The organism is Acidobacteriota bacterium (assembly GCA_020845575.1).
In the GTDB taxonomy this organism is placed as follows: domain Bacteria; phylum Acidobacteriota; class Vicinamibacteria; order Vicinamibacterales; family Vicinamibacteraceae; genus Luteitalea.
On sequence record JADLFL010000001.1, the window covers coordinates 29,435 to 45,618 of the forward strand.

16 protein-coding genes are annotated in these 16,184 nt (G+C 68.9%); 10 read left to right on the plus strand and 6 right to left on the minus strand.

All coding sequences use genetic code 11. The features are described from left to right. Together IT182_00130 and IT182_00135 are read left to right on the plus strand one after the other, a co-directional pair. A complete protein-coding gene (locus IT182_00130; GenBank protein ID MCC6161742.1) occupies nt 1-2,160 on the plus strand; it encodes an MtrB/PioB family outer membrane beta-barrel protein in 2,160 nt (719 codons plus the stop codon). Between the two features lie 199 nt (nt 2,161-2,359). After that, nucleotides 2,360-3,283, plus strand: a complete 924-nt coding sequence (locus IT182_00135) for a glycerophosphodiester phosphodiesterase (GenBank protein MCC6161743.1) — start codon at nt 2,360-2,362, stop codon at nt 3,281-3,283. A 135-nt stretch (nt 3,284-3,418) separates the two neighbouring features. Here IT182_00135 and IT182_00140 read toward each other — a convergent pair whose 3' ends face one another. Beyond that, nucleotides 3,419-4,225, minus strand: coding sequence for a hypothetical protein (locus tag IT182_00140; protein ID MCC6161744.1), 807 nt, complete (start codon nt 4,223-4,225; stop codon nt 3,419-3,421). Nucleotides 4,226-4,306: 81 nt separating this feature from the next. On the opposite strand from IT182_00140, the gene menC reads away from it, so the two are divergent. After that, nucleotides 4,307-5,419 carry an o-succinylbenzoate synthase gene (gene menC, locus IT182_00145; protein ID MCC6161745.1) on the plus strand — a complete coding sequence of 371 codons (1,113 nt, stop codon included), beginning with the start codon at nt 4,307-4,309 and terminating at the stop codon, nt 5,417-5,419. Between the two features lie 54 nt (nt 5,420-5,473). On the opposite strand, the gene IT182_00150 is transcribed toward menC, so the two are convergent. The 3 genes from IT182_00150 to IT182_00160 all read right to left on the minus strand — a co-directional run bounded on the left by IT182_00150 (nt 5,474) and on the right by IT182_00160 (nt 9,410). Further along, nucleotides 5,474-6,577 carry a M20 family metallopeptidase gene (locus tag IT182_00150; GenBank protein MCC6161746.1) on the minus strand — a complete coding sequence of 368 codons (1,104 nt, stop codon included), beginning with the start codon at nt 6,575-6,577 and terminating at the stop codon, nt 5,474-5,476. 119 nt (nt 6,578-6,696) lie between these two features. Next, nucleotides 6,697-8,130, minus strand: a complete 1,434-nt coding sequence (locus tag IT182_00155; protein ID MCC6161747.1) for an amidohydrolase family protein — start codon at nt 8,128-8,130, stop codon at nt 6,697-6,699. Next, complete coding sequence (locus tag IT182_00160; GenBank protein ID MCC6161748.1) at nt 8,127-9,410, minus strand: MFS transporter; 1,284 nt, start codon at nt 9,408-9,410, stop codon at nt 8,127-8,129. The genes IT182_00155 and IT182_00160 overlap by 4 nt, the downstream gene beginning before the upstream one ends. 118 nt (nt 9,411-9,528) lie before the next feature. On the opposite strand from IT182_00160, the gene IT182_00165 reads away from it, so the two are divergent. Genes IT182_00165 through IT182_00180 form a run of 4 tightly spaced genes read left to right on the plus strand, consistent with a single transcriptional unit; the run spans nt 9,529 to nt 12,370 of the window. Then, the gene (locus IT182_00165; protein MCC6161749.1) at nt 9,529-11,214 is read left to right on the plus strand and encodes an alkaline phosphatase family protein; all 1,686 of its coding nucleotides are present in this window, start codon (nt 9,529-9,531) and stop codon (nt 11,212-11,214) included. After that, nucleotides 11,211-11,630: an aminoacyl-tRNA hydrolase gene (gene arfB, locus IT182_00170; protein MCC6161750.1), complete on the plus strand. Its 420-nt coding sequence runs from the start codon at nt 11,211-11,213 to the stop codon at nt 11,628-11,630. Before IT182_00165 ends, arfB begins: the two co-directional genes overlap by 4 nt. A 54-nt stretch (nt 11,631-11,684) precedes the next feature. Then, nucleotides 11,685-12,188 carry a hypothetical protein gene (locus IT182_00175; GenBank protein MCC6161751.1) on the plus strand — a complete coding sequence of 168 codons (504 nt, stop codon included), beginning with the start codon at nt 11,685-11,687 and terminating at the stop codon, nt 12,186-12,188. Continuing rightward, the gene (locus tag IT182_00180; GenBank protein ID MCC6161752.1) at nt 12,185-12,370 is read left to right on the plus strand and encodes a hypothetical protein; all 186 of its coding nucleotides are present in this window, start codon (nt 12,185-12,187) and stop codon (nt 12,368-12,370) included. The genes IT182_00175 and IT182_00180 overlap by 4 nt, the downstream gene beginning before the upstream one ends. 142 nt (nt 12,371-12,512) lie before the next feature. On the opposite strand, the gene IT182_00185 is transcribed toward IT182_00180, so the two are convergent. Both IT182_00185 and IT182_00190 read right to left on the minus strand, forming a co-directional pair. Beyond that, nucleotides 12,513-12,890: an FtsX-like permease family protein gene (locus tag IT182_00185; GenBank protein MCC6161753.1), complete on the minus strand. Its 378-nt coding sequence runs from the start codon at nt 12,888-12,890 to the stop codon at nt 12,513-12,515. 9 nt (nt 12,891-12,899) lie between these two features. Then, nucleotides 12,900-14,090, minus strand: coding sequence for an amidohydrolase family protein (locus IT182_00190; GenBank protein MCC6161754.1), 1,191 nt, complete (start codon nt 14,088-14,090; stop codon nt 12,900-12,902). 181 nt (nt 14,091-14,271) lie between these two features. On the opposite strand from IT182_00190, the gene IT182_00195 reads away from it, so the two are divergent. The 3 genes from IT182_00195 (at nt 14,272) to IT182_00205 (ending at nt 16,152) form a co-directional block, all read left to right on the plus strand. Further along, a complete protein-coding gene (locus tag IT182_00195; protein ID MCC6161755.1) occupies nt 14,272-14,847 on the plus strand; it encodes a sigma-70 family RNA polymerase sigma factor in 576 nt (191 codons plus the stop codon). A gap of 169 nt (nt 14,848-15,016) precedes the next feature. Beyond that, nucleotides 15,017-15,565: a helix-turn-helix domain-containing protein gene (locus tag IT182_00200; GenBank protein MCC6161756.1), complete on the plus strand. Its 549-nt coding sequence runs from the start codon at nt 15,017-15,019 to the stop codon at nt 15,563-15,565. Next, nucleotides 15,556-16,152 carry a hypothetical protein gene (locus IT182_00205; protein ID MCC6161757.1) on the plus strand — a complete coding sequence of 199 codons (597 nt, stop codon included), beginning with the start codon at nt 15,556-15,558 and terminating at the stop codon, nt 16,150-16,152. Before IT182_00200 ends, IT182_00205 begins: the two co-directional genes overlap by 10 nt. The last annotated feature ends 32 nt before the right edge of the window (nt 16,153-16,184 follow it).

Here is a 16,184-nt window from a genome sequence, read left to right on the forward strand (position 1 = left end):
ATGACCACACGTACGCTTGCCGTCGGTCTGCTCGGTGTCCTGCTCGTGGTGCCGGCCGCCGCACAGACCCCCATCGGCCAGCCTCCCGCCAGTGACGCGGAGTCGGCCGCGGTCCTCGATCCGAATCTGCGGTCGGTGGATTTCGGCGTCAGGCTCAGCGACGTCGACGGCGACAAGGCCCGCTTCAATCGCTACGCCGACAGGCGCACCGGCGCCATGCTCCAGGGCGTGCGCTGGACTTCGGAGACAGACGCGCGGATCTGGCGCCTGGAGGCCGACAACGTCGGCTATCGCGATCAGCGCTTCGCCGCGAGCCTGGAGCAGTTCGGCCGCTTCAAGGGCTGGTTCCAGTACAACCAGATTCCGTACGAGCAGTCGTACACCACGCGCACGCCGTTCACGGTGGCCGGCCCCACGCGCGTCACGGTGGACGATGGGCTGCAGACGTCGATTCAGGCAGGTCAGGCGACGCTCAATCCGGCGGTCGACGCGTACGCCAGCCCGTTCCGCCTGCGTACCACGCGCGACGTCAGCACGGTTGGCGCCCAGTACCAGGTGAACCGCGACACCGACATCGCGTTCGCGGTGACGTCGACGGGCAGGAAGGGCCATCAGCCTGTTGGCGCGAGTTTCGGCATGGCGTCGACCTTCGAGGTGCCCGCGCCGATCGACCAGCGCAACAACGAAGTGGCGGCCAACATCGAGTGGTCCACGAAGAAGGCGATGTTCCGCGCCGGGTACGACGGCTCATGGTTCACCAGCCGGACCGAGTCGCTCCAGTTCGACAATCCGCTCCGCATCACCGACACGGCCACGGCGACGTCGGTCGGACGGCTTGCGCGCTGGCCGTCGAGCACGATGCACACGGTGTCGGCCACGGGCTCCATCGCCCTGCCAGGCAAGAGCCGCGCGCTCGCGTACGTCGGCCGCTCGGCGATGACGAGCGACGTGGATCTGCTGCCGTGGACGATCAATCCGGCGATCACGCAGCCCGCGCTCGAGCGCACGTCGGTGAGCGGCGAAGCCGCCGTGACCACCGTGCTGCTGCGGTACACCGCGCGTCCCACGCGCTGGTCCTGGTTCAACGCGAGCTTCCGCTCGTACGACATGGACAACAGGACCGCACCGTTCCACTACGACCAGAAGGTGAGCTACGACACCACGCTCGTGAACTCGCCGGGCGCGGCATCGCACCCGTACTCGTTCAACCGGCAGACGGCGGAGGTCGACGCGTCGTTCACGCCATGGCGTAACGGCGCGTTCCGCGTGGGCTACGTGCGCGAGGACATCGATCGCACGCACCGCATCTACGACACGACGGTCGAGGACACGGTCCGTCTCGGATACGACTGGACGTCGAACAGGTATGTGACGCTGCGCGCCAGCTACCAGCACCAGCAGCGCCGCGGCAGGGGACTCGACACGGATCTGCTCGCCTCCTACAGCGAGCAGTCCGACATGCGTCACGCCGATATCAGCAATCGCGACCGCGACGTCACGCAGTTCGTGATCACCTTCATCCCGCGCGGCGATCTGTCGCTCAACGTGACGGGCTCGATCGGCACCGACGATCGTCCCGACGGCGTGTTCGGCCTGCGGAGCCAGGACTTCTCGACGGTCGGGTTCGGCGTGGACTACTCGCCGAGCGCCGCGTTCGGCATCGGCGCGAACTACCTGTACGAGACGTTCTCGTCGCTCGAGACGAGCCGCACCGCCAACCCGCTGCCGGATCCGGGCTTCAACGATCCCCGCCGCAACTGGAGCGACGACATCGACGAGAAGGTCCACACCTTCAACGCGTACATCGAAGCACCCAAGGTGGCGGGCAAGGTCGACCTCGGCCTGACCTACGACTACACGAAGGCCGACACGTCGTGGACCTACTCGCTGCCTGCCGACAGCACGCTGCCCGCCGTCTCGCAGCTCCGGCCGGTGTTCAACGACTGGACGCAGGTGCGCTTCACATCGTCGTACTGGCTGAAGCGCAACCTGTCGCTCGGCCTCGTGTACCTGTACGACAGGTTCGACGTGAACGACTGGGCCCTCGGCACGCAGGCCCTCGACCGTCTCGCACAGAGCAACACGTTCCTGCTGATGGGATACGGCTGGGAGAGATACACCGCGAACACGGTGTGGCTGAAGGCCACGTATCTCTGGTAGATCGGCAACCGGCAACCGGCAACCGGCAACCGGCAACCGGCAACCGGTCAGGGGCCGCGGCGTCTTCGATGTCCGCGGCCCTTCGTCATTCATCATTCGTCATTCGGCATTGTCTGCATTCGGCCTTCACGAGATCTCGCACCGGTTGCCCGTTGCCGGGTTGCCGGTTGCCGGGTTGAACTCTGTCATCCTGTTGCGCATGACGATGACTCAGGTGCTGCTGGTTGGTGGCGTGGCCGTGGTCGCGGCGCTGTCGGTGCTGTATGCGGCGCCGGCGGCGCCGCGGACGCCGTGGGTGGTGGCGCATAGAGGCGCGTCGGCGTACGCGCCCGAGAACACCGTGCCGGCCTTCACGCGGGCAGCCGAGCAGGGCGCGACGTTCGTGGAGATCGACCTGCAGCGCACGCGCGACGGCGCGCTCGTGGTGTTGCACGACTCGACGCTCGAACGCACGACGGACGTCGAGGACGTCTTCCCCGATCGCGCGCGCGTCGTGACCGTGAGAGGTGAGGCGCGACGGCAGTGGCCGCTCGCCGACTTCACGCTCGACGAGATCAGACGACTCGACGCGGGACGCTGGTTCGACGCGCGCTTCGCGGGCACGCGCATCCCGACCTTCGGCGAGGCCATCGCCGCCGTGCGCGGACGGACGGGCCTGTTCATCGAGCTGAAGGCGCCCGACCAGTACCCGGGCATCGAGCGCGAGATGATCGCGGAGCTGAAGGCGGCCGGACTCGATCAGCCGTGGGCCGATCCGCGTACGCCGGTACTGCTGCAGTCGTTCACGGTGAGCAGCCTGCGACTGCTCGCGACGGACCTGCGGACGCCGCTCCCGATTCACCTGCTGTTCGGGCCTGCCGACGCGGCGCGCTGGACGTCGGCAGAGGGACTTGCCGAGGCGCGTACGTTCGCCACGGGCCTGAGTCCAGACAAGCAGGTGATCCGCACCGACCCCACGCTCATCGCTCGAGCGCGTGCGCTCGGCATGCCCGTCACCCCGTACACTTTCCGCGCGTCGGCGGTCGGCACGTTCGCCGACGTGACGGCGGAGATCCAGGCCGCCCTCGCGCAAGGCGTCGACGGCGTCATCACGGACAACCCGGACAAAGCCGGACCACGGTGAGGTGGAGACCGGCAACCGGCAAAGGGCAACCGGCAACCGTTCGGTCGGGCGGGCCCGGCCCGAAGGTCGCCCCACATCTGCTGATGGAGCGAACGTCGCGCCATAGCGCGAAGCGCGCCGGCGGAAACCCGTTCGTCAGCGGACGAGGACGTATTCGCCGCGGTCGGCGTCGCGGCGGAAGTCCACGGCTTGGTAGCCGTTGGCGAAGAGCGCCTGGAACTGCGCGCGCGTCTTCATGCGCCAGTCGAGCGCGATGTCCGGGGCCTCCTGCAGCATCGTCGAGAAGCGGGACGGAATCGGCACGCGGACGACGTCATCGTCGGGCAGCGTCGATGCGGGTTCGTAGCCGTGCCAGCCGTCGCGTTCGAGCATGACGCCCGCCGGCGACCCCGCTTCCGTCGTGGCGCGTGCCTGCCGCGGCGATCGCACGGGCACGCCGTCGGCGTCGATCGACCAGTTGATGATGAAGCGATCCGTCGGTGCGCCGCGATGCAGCGTGCTCGACGAATCACCGTATACGTGCTCGCCGTATTCCGACACCACGCCGCCAAGCTTGACCAGATTGAGGTACGCGTTGAGGCTCTGGAGCGGATCGTAGGTCCACTGGATCTCGCTGTAACCGCGCGCCGCCACGCGTCGCGCCTGTTCGAGTTTCAGGCGCGTGCCGAGTCCAGAGCTGCGCAACGCGTCGTCGACGCCGGTCATGTGCGACCAGTGCACGCGCCGGCCGTGGCGATCGCCGGGGACCGACAGCGCGAAGCCGCAGATGTCCTCGTCGGTGAACGCGCCGAGCAGCAGCGCACCCGACTTGACGAGCGCCACGAGCAGCAGCACCGGGCTGACGTCCACATCGTCGAGCCGCCAGACGCGCCGCTCCATCTCCTGCACGAGACGGATGTCGTCCACGCTGGTCAGCTCACGAAAATCGACGTCTGTACTCATGCTCGCGCGCACCTGTAGGATTCTCGCATGTCGAATGCCGACGCCCACGCGCGTCCCCGCGATCTCACGGCTGCCGCCCCCCTGCGCCTGACGGCGATCGAACTCCGGTTCATCGAGCTCTCCCTCGTGCGGCCGTTCGTCACAAGCTTCGGCCGCACAGACTCGCGCATCGTCCCGCTGCTCCGCATGCAGGCCGATGGCGTGGAGGGATGGGGCGAGGTGGTGGCCGATCGCGAGCCACTCTTCAGTTCCGAGACCGTGTCGACGGCGAAGCATGTGCTCGTCGACTGCTTCATCCCCGCGCTGCTCCAGACATCGCTGTCGTCGGTCGAGGACGTGGCGGGCGCGCTGCGGCACTTCAAGGGGCACCGGATGGCGAAGGCCGGCCTCGAACTCGCGTTCATGGATCTCGCGGCGCGGACGCGCGGCGTCTCGATCGCCGAAGCGATTGGTGGCGTCCGCGATCGCGTGGCCGTCGGCGTGAGCCTCGGCATCGAGCCGGCCGTCCCGGCGCTCGTCGATCAGGTGCTGCGGCACGTGGCGCAGGGCTACCAGCGCATCAAGCTGAAGATCCGGCCGGGATGGGATGTCGACGTGGTGCGCACCGTGCGTGAGGCGTACCCGGAAGGGTGGCTGTCTGTGGACGCCAACACCGCGTACACGCTCGCGCAGGCCGATCACCTGCGGGAGCTCGATGCGTTCGACCTGCTGATGATCGAGCAGCCGCTCGCGCCCGACGACATGGTCGATCACGCAGTACTGCAGAAGATGCTGCGCACGGACATCTGCCTGGACGAGACGATCGTCCACACGCGCGCGGCGGCGCATGCGCTCGCCATGGGCAGCTGCCGGTTGATCAACATCAAGATCGGGCGCGTGGGCGGGTACACCGAGGCGCTCGGGATCCACGATGTGTGTCAGGCGCACGGTGCGCCGGTGTGGTGCGGCGGCATGCTGGAGAGCGGCATCGGCCGCGCGCACAACCTCGCGCTGGCGAGCCTGCCGAACTTCACGCTGCCCGGCGACATCTCCGCCAGCAAGCGCTACTGGACGCGCGACATCACCGAGCGCCCGTTCGAAGTCGACGCCGACGGCACGGTCGCCGTCCCACAGGGCCCCGGCATCGGCGTCGCGATCGACGAGGACTTCCTCGACACGATCACCGTCGAACGCCTGGTTTTCACCGGCAACTGACGCATCTCCCGAATATGTAGGGCCGCCCCTACGCACGCTATTCCGACTACACGACTATTCGTCGAGGGCGAGGAGGATGGCGGCGGCGAGGGCGGCGCGGTCGGTGAGCGACTCGATCACCACGTGTTCGTGGCGCGCGTGCGCGCCGTCGCCGTCGGCGCCGAGGCCGTCGAGCGTGGGGATACCGAGAGCGGCGGTGAAGTTGCCGTCGGACGCCCCACCCGTCGATCCTTCGGCAACGTCGATGCCCATCGACGCGCCGGCGTGGCGCGCGAGTTCGTAGAGCGCGCGCGATTGCGGCCCGCGTTCCATCGGCGGTCTGTCGAACCCGCCGTGACGCGTGAGCACGACGCGCGGGTCGTGCGCGCGCAGCGCGTCCCACGCCGCTTCGATGCGCGCCTGTTCTGCCCGTTCCGACACGCGCACGTCGACCTCGATGCTCGCGTGTTCGGCGATGACGTTGGTACGCGTGCCGCCGCTGATGACGCCCGTGTTGATGGTGGTGCCGCGCGCCGGGTCTTCGAGTGCCTGGAGCGCAAGCACCTGTCGCGCGATCTCCGTGACCGCCGACGCACCATCCTGCGGCGCCACGCCCGCGTGCGCCGCCACGCCGTGCGCGTCGAGCCGGAACGTGCCGATCCCCTTGCGCGCCGTCTTGAGCACGCCGCCCGGCAGCGACGGTTCGAACACGAGCACGGCGATACTTTCCCGCGCCGCCGCCTCGATCGCCGCGCGCGATGCCACGCTGCCGACTTCCTCGTCGCTCGTGAACAGGATGTCGACGCCGATCGTTCGCAGGTGCGGCGCCGCGAGCGCCGCCGCCAGCCCCGCGATCACGAGCCCTGCCTTCATGTCGAACGTGCCGGGACCATACAGACGCCCGTCGCGAATCTCCACCGGCATGGTCGCCAGCGTCCCGACAGGCCAGACCGTGTCGAAGTGCCCCAGCAGCAGCACACGCCTGCCGTCCGAGCGAAGCGAGGCGGCAGCCATGAGCGAGCGTGAGAACTCGCCGCCAGGCGAGTCCTGATGCGAGTCGAATGGCGCTGCACTACACTCGCGTAACATCCCCATCACGGCATCCGCGCACCGCGCTAGCGCCGCATCGTCGCCACTCGGCGACTCGATGCGCGCGAGCGCGGTGATTGCGTCGACCATCCAGTCCTGCCGCGCGCGCGCTTCCGCGCGCAACGCCTGCCCGTCGAATCTGATCATGTCCGTCATGTCGTCGCTTGCTGAATTCCGCTGCCCGCTGCCCGCTGCCCGGGTGCATGTTGTCAGCGTGTGCCGAGCCGCGCGATGTCCACCTGCTGCCCAGCGGCCATGACCATCCTGACGTGGCGGATGGCGCGGATGTCGTCGGCAGGATTTCCGTCGACGACGAGGAGGTCCGCTGCCGCACCCTGACGGATCGCACCGAGATCCGTGCCGCCGACGCCGAGGAATGCCGCCGCATTGGTGGTGCCCGCCGTCAGCGCCTGCGCGGGTGTGAGTCCGCTCTCCACCAGCAGTTCGAGTTCGCGCCATGGCGCTTCGCCGCGGCCGGCGTGTGGCACCTCCGTGTGTCCGCCCATCACGATGCGCGCACCGTTGTCGTGCAGCCGCCGCACGAGCGCCTGCATGCGCGCGAACCCTTCCGCGCGTCGCGCTGCCGAAAGAGTAGAGCCCGCCGGCACGGCGTCTGTCGGTCGTCGCTCGAAGACTGCGAGCGTCGCGTCGACGAACGGGCGCGTGCGTGCCACGACTGCATAGAGCCGTTTCGCATCCGGTCCGTCGAGATCGATCTCGGCGAAGAGCGCGTAGCGACCGTCGCGGCGCGCACCGTTGTCGGCGAGGACGGCCTGGCGGTAGCGTTCGGCCTGCATCGGCGAGGCGATCGCCGTGCCGAATGACGTGATGTGCTCGATGCCCGTCATCCCGGCGTCGAGCAGGTCGCGCGCGTCGAGGATCTCCAGATGCGCGGTGCTCGGCACACCGCGCGTCCGGCACGTGTCGATGACGGCGAGCGCACTGGCGAGCGACAGGCGGAAGTAGATCTTGATCGCCGTCGCACCGCCGTCGATCGCGCGCTCCACCTGTCGGCGCGCTTCCTGCGGGTCGCGTGCGACGACCGCGTCGGCGGGATACGCGGGTCGCTCGCCGTCGATGTGCGGGCCGGTGAGGAAGAGCCGCGGACCGGGCAGTCGCTCGTCGGCGATGAGGCGCCGGAGAGGCTCGTGTACTTCGAGCCACTCACCCGGATCGCGGAACGCCGTGATCCCGTGCGCGAGCTGCCGCAACGCCATCGCCGGGTCTTCCTCGATATGGAAGTGGCAGTCGATGAGGCCGGGCAGGATGGTGCCCCCGTCGATCCGCGTGACGGACGCGCCGTCCGGGATCGGCACATGACCGACCGCGCCAGCGGCAACGATGCGTCCGTCGAGCACGACGACCCGCGCGCCGTTGTCGGTGATGAGACGCGTCCCGTCGAACAACCGCCGCGCCTCGATCGCCACGCGCCCCGGCGCCGCCGCTTGCCCCGCCCACGCACCACGCGTGCCGACAACAGCCCCCGCCGCCGCGAGCCCCCACCTCAGAATCGCGCGTCGTGACGGCCCGGTGCCGGGCCGTGCATCGCACTGCCGTCCGGTGCCCGGTGCCCGCTGCCCGGTACCCGGCTGTGCCTTCCCCGGTTGCCGGTTGCCCGTTGCCGGTTGCCGGTCCCCCCTCACACCTCCCTCACCAACCCCGCCCGTGTGGCGGCCGTGTTGCGGACGAGCGTGAGCATGGCGAGCAGCGCGAACCATGGAACGATGCTGGCACCGATCATCACGGGAGTGAAGGAGTACTCGTCGGCCATCCAGCCCGTGAGGTAGATCGCGGCGATCGTCCCGAGGCCGGCGCCGGTGCCGCCCAAGCCGCTCACGGACGCCACTGACGCGGAATCGTAGAGGTCGGCCGGCAGGTTGAGCACGACTGTCGAGAACGCCGCGTAGGCGAACGTGGAGACGGCGAAGCACGCGATGATCGCGGGCAGCGACACGACCCACAGCGTCGGCACGAGCATGGTCATGCCGATGGCGCCCATCACGCCGATCGCCTTGCGCGCCGCGCCAACGGACCAGCCGCGCGCGATGAGGCGGCTCGACACGCCGCCACCGAAGAAGTTGCCCGCGTCGGCGGCAAGGAACGGCACCCAGAACGCGAGCAGCCCTTCCTCGATGCTGAAGCCACGGCTTACGAGATAGATGGCGAACCAGTCGGTGATGAAGAACCACACCGGATCCGTGAAGGTCTTCGAGAGCACGTAGCCCCACGTCTGCGGCAGCCTGATCAGCGTGCGATAGGGGAGCGCCGTGCCCGTTGCGTGCTCGGCGGCGTCGAGTGCCTTGTCGCGCCGCAGCATCTCGCGTTCCTCATCGGTGATGAGCGGGTGCGCGTCGGGCTTGCGGTAGAGCAGGAGGAACAGCGCGAGCCAGACGAAGCCGAGGGCGCCCGTGATGATGAACGCCGGCCGCCAGCTCCCGAACGCCGCGTAGAGCGACAGCACCAGCCACGGTGCGATGGCGGCGCCCACCGACGAGCCGCTGTCGAAGAGCGCGACGGCCCAACCGGACTCGCGTCGGGGGAACCACTCGGAGACGGCCTTGGTCGCACCGGGCCAGTTGGCGGCTTCGCCGAGACCCAGCAGGAAGCGCGCGCCCATGAACGACCCCAGGCCCGTCGCCATCGATGTGGCCATCGCCGCCACGGAGTACCACGCCACGCCGAACGCCAGGCCGTTGCGGGTGCCCAGCTTGTCGATCACGCGCCCCGCGATCGTCTGGCCGACGGCGTAGGCGACGCGAAACGCGATGAGCACGCGGGCGAAGTCGGCGTTGCTCCACTCGTAGAGGCGCTTGAGCTCCGGTGCGAGCACGGCCAGCGTCTGCCTGTCGATGTAGTTGATGACCGTCGACAGGAACAACAGTCCGCCGATGTACCACCGCAGCCCGCGTACACGACGCGCCATGCCGTCTCCTCGCGATGAACCACCTCCGCCCGGGCGCGCGGGCCTCGCGGACGCACGGCACGGCCGTTTGCAGAAAACGCGTGAAGCTTAGCGCACGGCTCGGGTAATCTGCTCGGTCATGGCCGCTCGTCGTCCCCCTCGTCGTGTCCTGGTCACCCGCGCGCTGCTCGCGCTGGTGATGTCCGCACTCGTCGTCGCCATGCCCGGCGCGCAGGCGCCGCGCACCGCGGCGACCGCCGCAGCGCGCGCCGGCGATCAGCCTGTGAAGCTCGTGTTGCTCGTGGCCGTCGACCAGTTCAGGGCCGACTACCTCACGCGCTTCGGCGCGCCGCGTGCCGGCCTGCGCACGCTGGTGACGCGCGGCGCCGTGTTCACCAACGCGTACCTCGAGCACGGACACACGGTGACGGCCGTCGGCCACTCGACGATGCTCACGGGCGCGACTCCGTCGGTGAGCGGCATCATCGCGAACTCGTGGTACGAGCGATCGACGAAGGGTAATGTCGAGAGCGTCACCGACGCCACCGTCCGCATCGTCGGCGGCGAGGGGTCGGCGCCGGGCGTGTCGCCGCGTCGCCTGCTCGTGACGACGCTCGGCGATCAGCTGAAGCTGGCATCACCGGCGGCACCGGGCTCGTCCGAGGCGCCGCGGGTGATCGGCATCTCGATCAAGGACCGGAGCGCGATCCTGCCGTCGGGGCACGCGGCGGACGCGGCGTACTTCGTGCGCAACGGCAAGTTCGTCACCAGTTCCTACTATCGCGACGCGCTGCCCGCGTGGGTGGAGGCCGTCAACGCGAAGGACCTGATCGGGAGCCAGGCAGGGAAGCGGTGGGAGTTCGAGGGGGGCGTCCACGAGTATCCGGCCGAGCCGGGCTCACGCCTGACGACGGACGTGCTGACGGGGCCCGTCGGCAACGAACTGGTGCTCGCGATGGCCGCCGGGGCGCTCGAGCACGAGCGACTCGGGCAGCGCGGCGTGACGGACGTCCTCACGGTGAGCTTCTCGGCCAACGACTCGGTCGGTCACAAGTACGGGCCCGAGTCTCCGGAGGTCCGCGACATGACGGCGCAGGTCGATCGGCAGATCCAGCGTCTCTTCGACGAGATCGAGAAACGCGTCGGCCTTGCGAACGTGCTTGTCGCCTTCACGGCCGATCACGGCGCGCTGCCGCTGCCCGAAGCCATCACGGCGCTGCGCATCCCCGGGGGCCGGTTCAAGGCGCAACTCGTGCAGGATGCCGTCGAGGCGGCGCTCGACGCGCGATTCGGCCAGGCCACGTGGGTCGAGAGCATGTCGCTGCCGCAGATCTACCTGAATCACGCGTTGCTCGCCGAGAAGAAGATCGAGCCGGTGCTGGCGCGTCGCGTGGCGGCCGAGGCGGCGGCCACCGTGCCGCACGTCGCGCGCACCTATACGCGTGACGCGATCGTCAACGGGCAGATGGAAGGCGACCACATCTCCGAACTCGTCGTCCGTGCGTACCATCGCGAGCGGTCCGGCGATCTGTTCGTGGTGCTCGAGCCGAACTGGACGACGGCCACGACCGGGACGTCGCACGGCACCCCGTACGGATACGACGCGCACATCCCGCTCATCATCATGGGCCCGGGCGTGAAGCCCGGCACGTACCCGCGCAACGTGGCGCTCAACGATCTCGCGCCGACACTGGCGACGGTGCTCGGCGTCGAGCCGCCCAATGGATCGCAGGGGCACGCGATTGCCGACGCGATTCGCGGGGGCGCGCGCGCGGTGTTGCCGCTGCCGGCCAAGAAGCCCGCGGCGCACGCCGGCACGCCGTGATTCGCGTCTCCGACGCGATCGTCCTGCACGAACGCGAGCTCGAAGAGCGCTTCGTCCGCGCGTCCGGGCCCGGCGGGCAGAACGTCAACAAGGTCTCGACGGCCGTGCAGTTGCGCGTGGACGTCTCGTCCACCACGCTCCCGGCTGCTGTCAAGGCGCGCCTCATCAGGCTCGCGGGCACGCGCGTGACGGGCGAGGGCGTGCTCGTCATCGAAGCGCGCGAGTACCGCACGCAGGCGCAGAATCGCGTCGCCGCGCGCGAGCGGCTCGCCGCGCTGCTGGAGCAGGCCGCCACGCCGCCGCGCCCGCGCCACGAGACGCGCCCCACGCGCGCGTCGAAGGTGCGGCGCCTCGAAGACAAACAGAAGCGCGGCGACGTCAAGCGCGCCCGCCGCTCCCGCGACGACGACCCGTAGGGCCGAGGCCGCCGGAACGCCCGACCTCCTGCACGGCATCGGAGGTATGCTGACGTGGTGTTCGCGTTTGGCGACGTCCTTCGACTGCTGGAGCGTCTGAAGACGGAAGGCGTGGTCGTGGACTACGCGATTGCGGGTGCCATGGCCGCCAACTTCTGGGACGAGGCCGTGGCGACACAGGATCTCGACGTCGTGGTGATCGTTTCCGAGTCCGACTCGCCGCTCGATCCGTTGCGCCCGATCTTCGACCGTCTCCCGGAGGCCGCGTACCCGCGCAGGGGGGAGCACATCGAGATCGCAGGCGTACCGGTACAGTTCCTTCCCGCGTGGAATGCGCGTGTCGCGACTGCCGTGCGCGACGCACACGAAGGACCGTACGATCCGGAAGACGGTGATGGCCCGCGTCTCAGAGTGATGACGCCCACTCATCTCGCGGCGATCTGGCTGGCCGACGCAAGTGCGCTGACCCCGCGTCGACGCGAGCGAATCGCACGGTTTCGCGAAGCCGCTCTGATCGATGAGGCCCTGCTGCAGCGGCTACTGCCGGACCACGCATGACCGATGCCCGACGATACTTCGACGCGAAAGCGGTCTGGCATGCCGAGCAGCGGCGGCTGGCGCCGAAAGAGAAGGTGGCGATCGTGCTGAAGCTGCAGCAGCGTGAAGTGGAGTTGAACCGCGCCCGCGCCGCTGCCGGACGACCGACACGACCGATGGTCGTCTGGAACGTCAAGCCGTAGCGGGAATGCCGCGATGCCAGGGGCAATGACACCAGGCGCGTCGTGGGACCGTTCGCACGCACCTCTCCCGTAGATGTAGGGGCACCCCTTGTGGGTGCCCGGTGCCGTAGCGCGAAGACAGATCAGTCGTTGCGGAGGGCGATCAGTGGGTCGACTGACGCTGCGCGGCGTGCGGGAGGCCGGCGGCGACGAGGGCGGTGGCGGCGAGGGTAGCCAGCGCCAGGGCGAACACACCGGCGTCGTGCGCGGGGACTTCGGACAGGAACGCTTCGATCGCCGCGCCGAAGAACCACGCGCCGATGAGGCCGATCGCGAGGCCTGCCGTCACGAGCACGCCGGCACGGTCGAGGATCATGGCGAGGATGCTGCGCGGTGCGGCACCGAGTGCCATGCGCAGGCCGATCTCGCGTGTGTGCTGCGCCACCGCGTAACTCACCACGCCATACAGGCCGATCGCCGCGATGAGCAAGCCCACGCCACGGTCGGTCAGGTTATCCGGTGCCCGGTGCCCGTCATTCATCATTCGTCATTACCGCGGCAGCCCCGGTGTCACGCGGAGCGCGTTGGCGTAGTAGACCTTCTTCAGCACCGCGTCTGGGAGTTCCATGCCGTACAGCTTCCAGAAGGCGTGGTAGTTGCGGTAGTAGTCGAAGTACTCGTCGCCGGTTTCGAAGACGCGCCAGTAGTACGGGTACTCGCGCGGCGCGTAGGCGTCCTTGCCGAACAGGATGCGGTCCTGGTACTTGATGAAGAACGCGCGCGCCGACCGCGGGGCGCGGCCGAATTCGTAAAGGACGGCTGACACTTCGAGCACCATGTTCGGCAGCGCGTCGAGCGCGGCGGCGGCGCGCTTCAGGTCGTGGCCGTAGTAGCCGAAGTGCGCGGCGATGTACCGCGTCTTCGGATTGGCGGCGAACATCCGCTCGCGTTCGCCGATGAGATCCTCGAACGACGGCTGTCCCGGCGCGTTGTTGCGGCGGCTCGGGAAGAGCGCCAGTTCCAGCCACCGCTCGTTGCGGTAGTCCATCGGCGCGAAGAACTCCATGGGTTCCGCCGTGTGGATCAACACGGGGATGTCGAGCCGCGCGCAGGCCTGCCACACCGGGTTCAGCACCGGGTCGTCGAGCTTCAGGCGGCTGCCATCGCTGCGGCGCGTGGTGAGCCCGAGGTTCTTGAAGATCTTCAGGCCGATCGCGCCGTTGCGGACCGAAGCCTCGAGATCGGCCACCGCCTTCCCGGCCCAGCCCGGCGCGTCGGCGCCGTCCCAGTTCACGTTGGCGAACACGCGGAAACGATCGGGATAGGCGCTCGCCTTGATGAAGTCCGTCTTCTGCTTGATGGCGTCCGGACTCGCGCCGCCGCTGAGGTTCACGAGCACGCGCACGTTCAGCGCGTCGAGCTCGCCGATCAGGCGTTCGATGTTCTCGGCTGTCGGCCCCGTGTGACTGTGGATGTCGACGACAGGGAACTTCGCCCTGGGCACCAGGTGCGTCTCTGTCACCAGCGTCGAGCGTGGACGGTAGTCGAGGATGCTCGGCGCCGGCAGTTCCGGCGCCTGGCATCGTCCGGCGCGCACTTCCGTCGTGCCTGGTGGACACTGCCCGTTGGCGTCAGGCGCGGTTGCGGATCCGCCGCCGCGAGGCTGTGCGACGACGCCGAGCGTGACGGCGATGATGGCGAGCGCGATGAAGCCGACGAGGGGAGAGCGGTCCGTGGCCATGGGCAGACTCTACCCCGGCTGTCGTCCCGCGGCGAACGGGTGACGCGCATTCGTCCCGGATCCGTGGCGCCACCCGCGCGGATGTGCGTATGCTTGAGCTTCACTGGACCCACATGCACGACCACTGGTCCGACGTCCGCCGCATCTTCCTGGAAGCCTCCGAGCGCGACGGAGGCGCGTCGTGACGCGGCAGGACATCGCGCCGCTGCTGGCCGGTACGGCCGCCGGTGAGGAAGAGGCCGCCGCGCGGCTCTTCGCGATCGTCTACGACGAGCTGCGCCGGCTTGCCGCGTCGGCATTGCGCCGGGAACGCGCCGATCACACGCTGCAGCCGACGGCGCTCGTGCACGAGGCGTTCCTGCGCCTGGTGGACGTGCCGGAGGAGCAGTGGCACGACCGTGGCCACTTCGTGGCGCTGGCCGCGCGGGCGATGCGACGCGTGCTGGTGGACCACGCACGCGGACGCAACACGCTGAAGCGCGGCAAGGCCGACCTGCGCGTCCCGTTCGAAGGCGTCGACGTGGCGGCGGGGGAGCCGACGGGCGTCGATCTCGTCGCGCTCGACACGGTGCTGGAACGCCTGGCCGCGCTCGATCCGCGCCAGGCCCGCATCGTCGAACTCCGCTTCTTCGGGGGCCTCACCGTCGACGAAACCGCCGCCCTCATCGGCACCTCCACCCGCACCATCAAGCGCGACTGGCAGATGGCACGCGCATGGCTGCGGCGAGAGCTCGCACGGATCGACGACGACGCCTGACGTCCTCCCGGCGGGGACCGTGGCCCCGCTCCTTCCTCGTTTGCGCATTGTCTAGTTGAAGAACTCGCTCATCCATGAGCTCTTCGGTGGACAAATGTCATTTGATGCGAAGACAAACGATAGCGATCGGCGCGCCCACGTAGTTGCGGCGGGTGAGCCGACTCACCAATTGAACGCGCAGGGACGCCTGCGCGGCACCGAAGCGGACCGCGCGCGGCTCCAGGCGTGGGCGCGTTCCACGACGGCGCCGCACAGGCTCGTCCTGCGCAGCCAGATCGTCCTGCATCTGCTCGATGGGCGCAGTCAGGTGAGCGTGGCGCGTCTGCTCGGCGTGTCGCGCGACACCGTGTGCCGCTGGGAGCGTCGCTTCGCTGTCGAGGGGGTCGACGCCCTTCGACACGACAGGCCCGGACGCGGTCGTCGTCCGGGACGCAACGCCACGCATGTCGCCCGCGTGGTCGAGGCCCTGCGCACGTCGCCGACGGGCTCGTGGAGCGTGCGCCGACTCGCCGCGCACGTGGGCATCAGCGCCGCGTCGGTGCAGCGCATCTGGCGCGACGTCGAGCGCCGCGGCGCGCAGTCGGAGTCGCTGTCAGGACAAATCGTGAGTCGCGACACCCGCGCGGTGGCGTCGCTCGCTGGCAAGGACCTTGCCTCTCGCGGTCGTGATCTCGTGCGTCGCTCCACCGTGTCTCAGGAAGAGTCCCCATGTCGATGATTCACCGCTTTCTCGTCGGTTCATTTGCCGCACTGGCGCTGCTCGTCACCAGTTCCACGGCCTTCGCCGCGCCCATCTTCGTGGGGCAGTTGTCGGGAGATGACTATCCCACCGGCCTGCAGTTGACGGTGTGGAACTTCTCGGCGTCCTGGCCCGACTCAGGGGACGTGTTCGAGGACCTGAAACTCGAGGTGAGGGGCCAGAACGGCGACGTGTTGGCGGAGTACGACAGGTTGCATCTCGACGTCGACGATTTCTGGAGTCCAGATTTCGAGCCCGGTGCGGTCGTCGTGGCTTTCGGACAGGCCCATACGGTCGCGCTGTCTCTGACGTTCAGAGGCCAACTGCTCTCAGCGTCGTTGTTCGCCTGCGCGCTCGACGCCCAGGACGCCGAAGGGTGCTTTGTAGAGGTGGACATGGTCGACGAGGTGTGGCGACTGGCTGGCGCGTCGATCATGTACACCCCCACTCCCACGCCCACGCCGATCCCGGAATCGCCGGCGTTCCTGCTTCACGCCGCGTCGGCAGTCAGCGCACTCGCAGCCGTACGTCTGCGCCGCCGCCGGCGTACTACGCACACCTCCTGACGTCTCCCTCCATCCAACCGCTCCGCCCACGC

What these genes read in the sequence shown, in the direction of transcription:
- IT182_00180 (MCC6161752.1), top strand. Translation starts at nt 12,185, where the DNA reads ATGACCGATGCCCGACGATACTTCGACGCGAAAGCGGTCTGGCATGCC.
- IT182_00185 (MCC6161753.1), bottom strand. Translation starts at nt 12,890, where the DNA reads ATGAATGACGGGCACCGGGCACCGGATAACCTGACCGACCGTGGCGTG.
- IT182_00205 (MCC6161757.1), top strand. Translation starts at nt 15,556, where the DNA reads ATGTCGATGATTCACCGCTTTCTCGTCGGTTCATTTGCCGCACTGGCG.
- IT182_00130 (MCC6161742.1), top strand. Translation starts at nt 1, where the DNA reads ATGACCACACGTACGCTTGCCGTCGGTCTGCTCGGTGTCCTGCTCGTG.
- IT182_00160 (MCC6161748.1), bottom strand. Translation starts at nt 9,410, where the DNA reads ATGGCGCGTCGTGTACGCGGGCTGCGGTGGTACATCGGCGGACTGTTG.
- IT182_00140 (MCC6161744.1), bottom strand. Translation starts at nt 4,225, where the DNA reads ATGAGTACAGACGTCGATTTTCGTGAGCTGACCAGCGTGGACGACATC.
- IT182_00190 (MCC6161754.1), bottom strand. Translation starts at nt 14,090, where the DNA reads ATGGCCACGGACCGCTCTCCCCTCGTCGGCTTCATCGCGCTCGCCATC.
- IT182_00165 (MCC6161749.1), top strand. Translation starts at nt 9,529, where the DNA reads ATGGCCGCTCGTCGTCCCCCTCGTCGTGTCCTGGTCACCCGCGCGCTG.
- IT182_00150 (MCC6161746.1), bottom strand. Translation starts at nt 6,577, where the DNA reads ATGGTCGACGCAATCACCGCGCTCGCGCGCATCGAGTCGCCGAGTGGC.
- IT182_00135 (MCC6161743.1), top strand. Translation starts at nt 2,360, where the DNA reads ATGACGATGACTCAGGTGCTGCTGGTTGGTGGCGTGGCCGTGGTCGCG.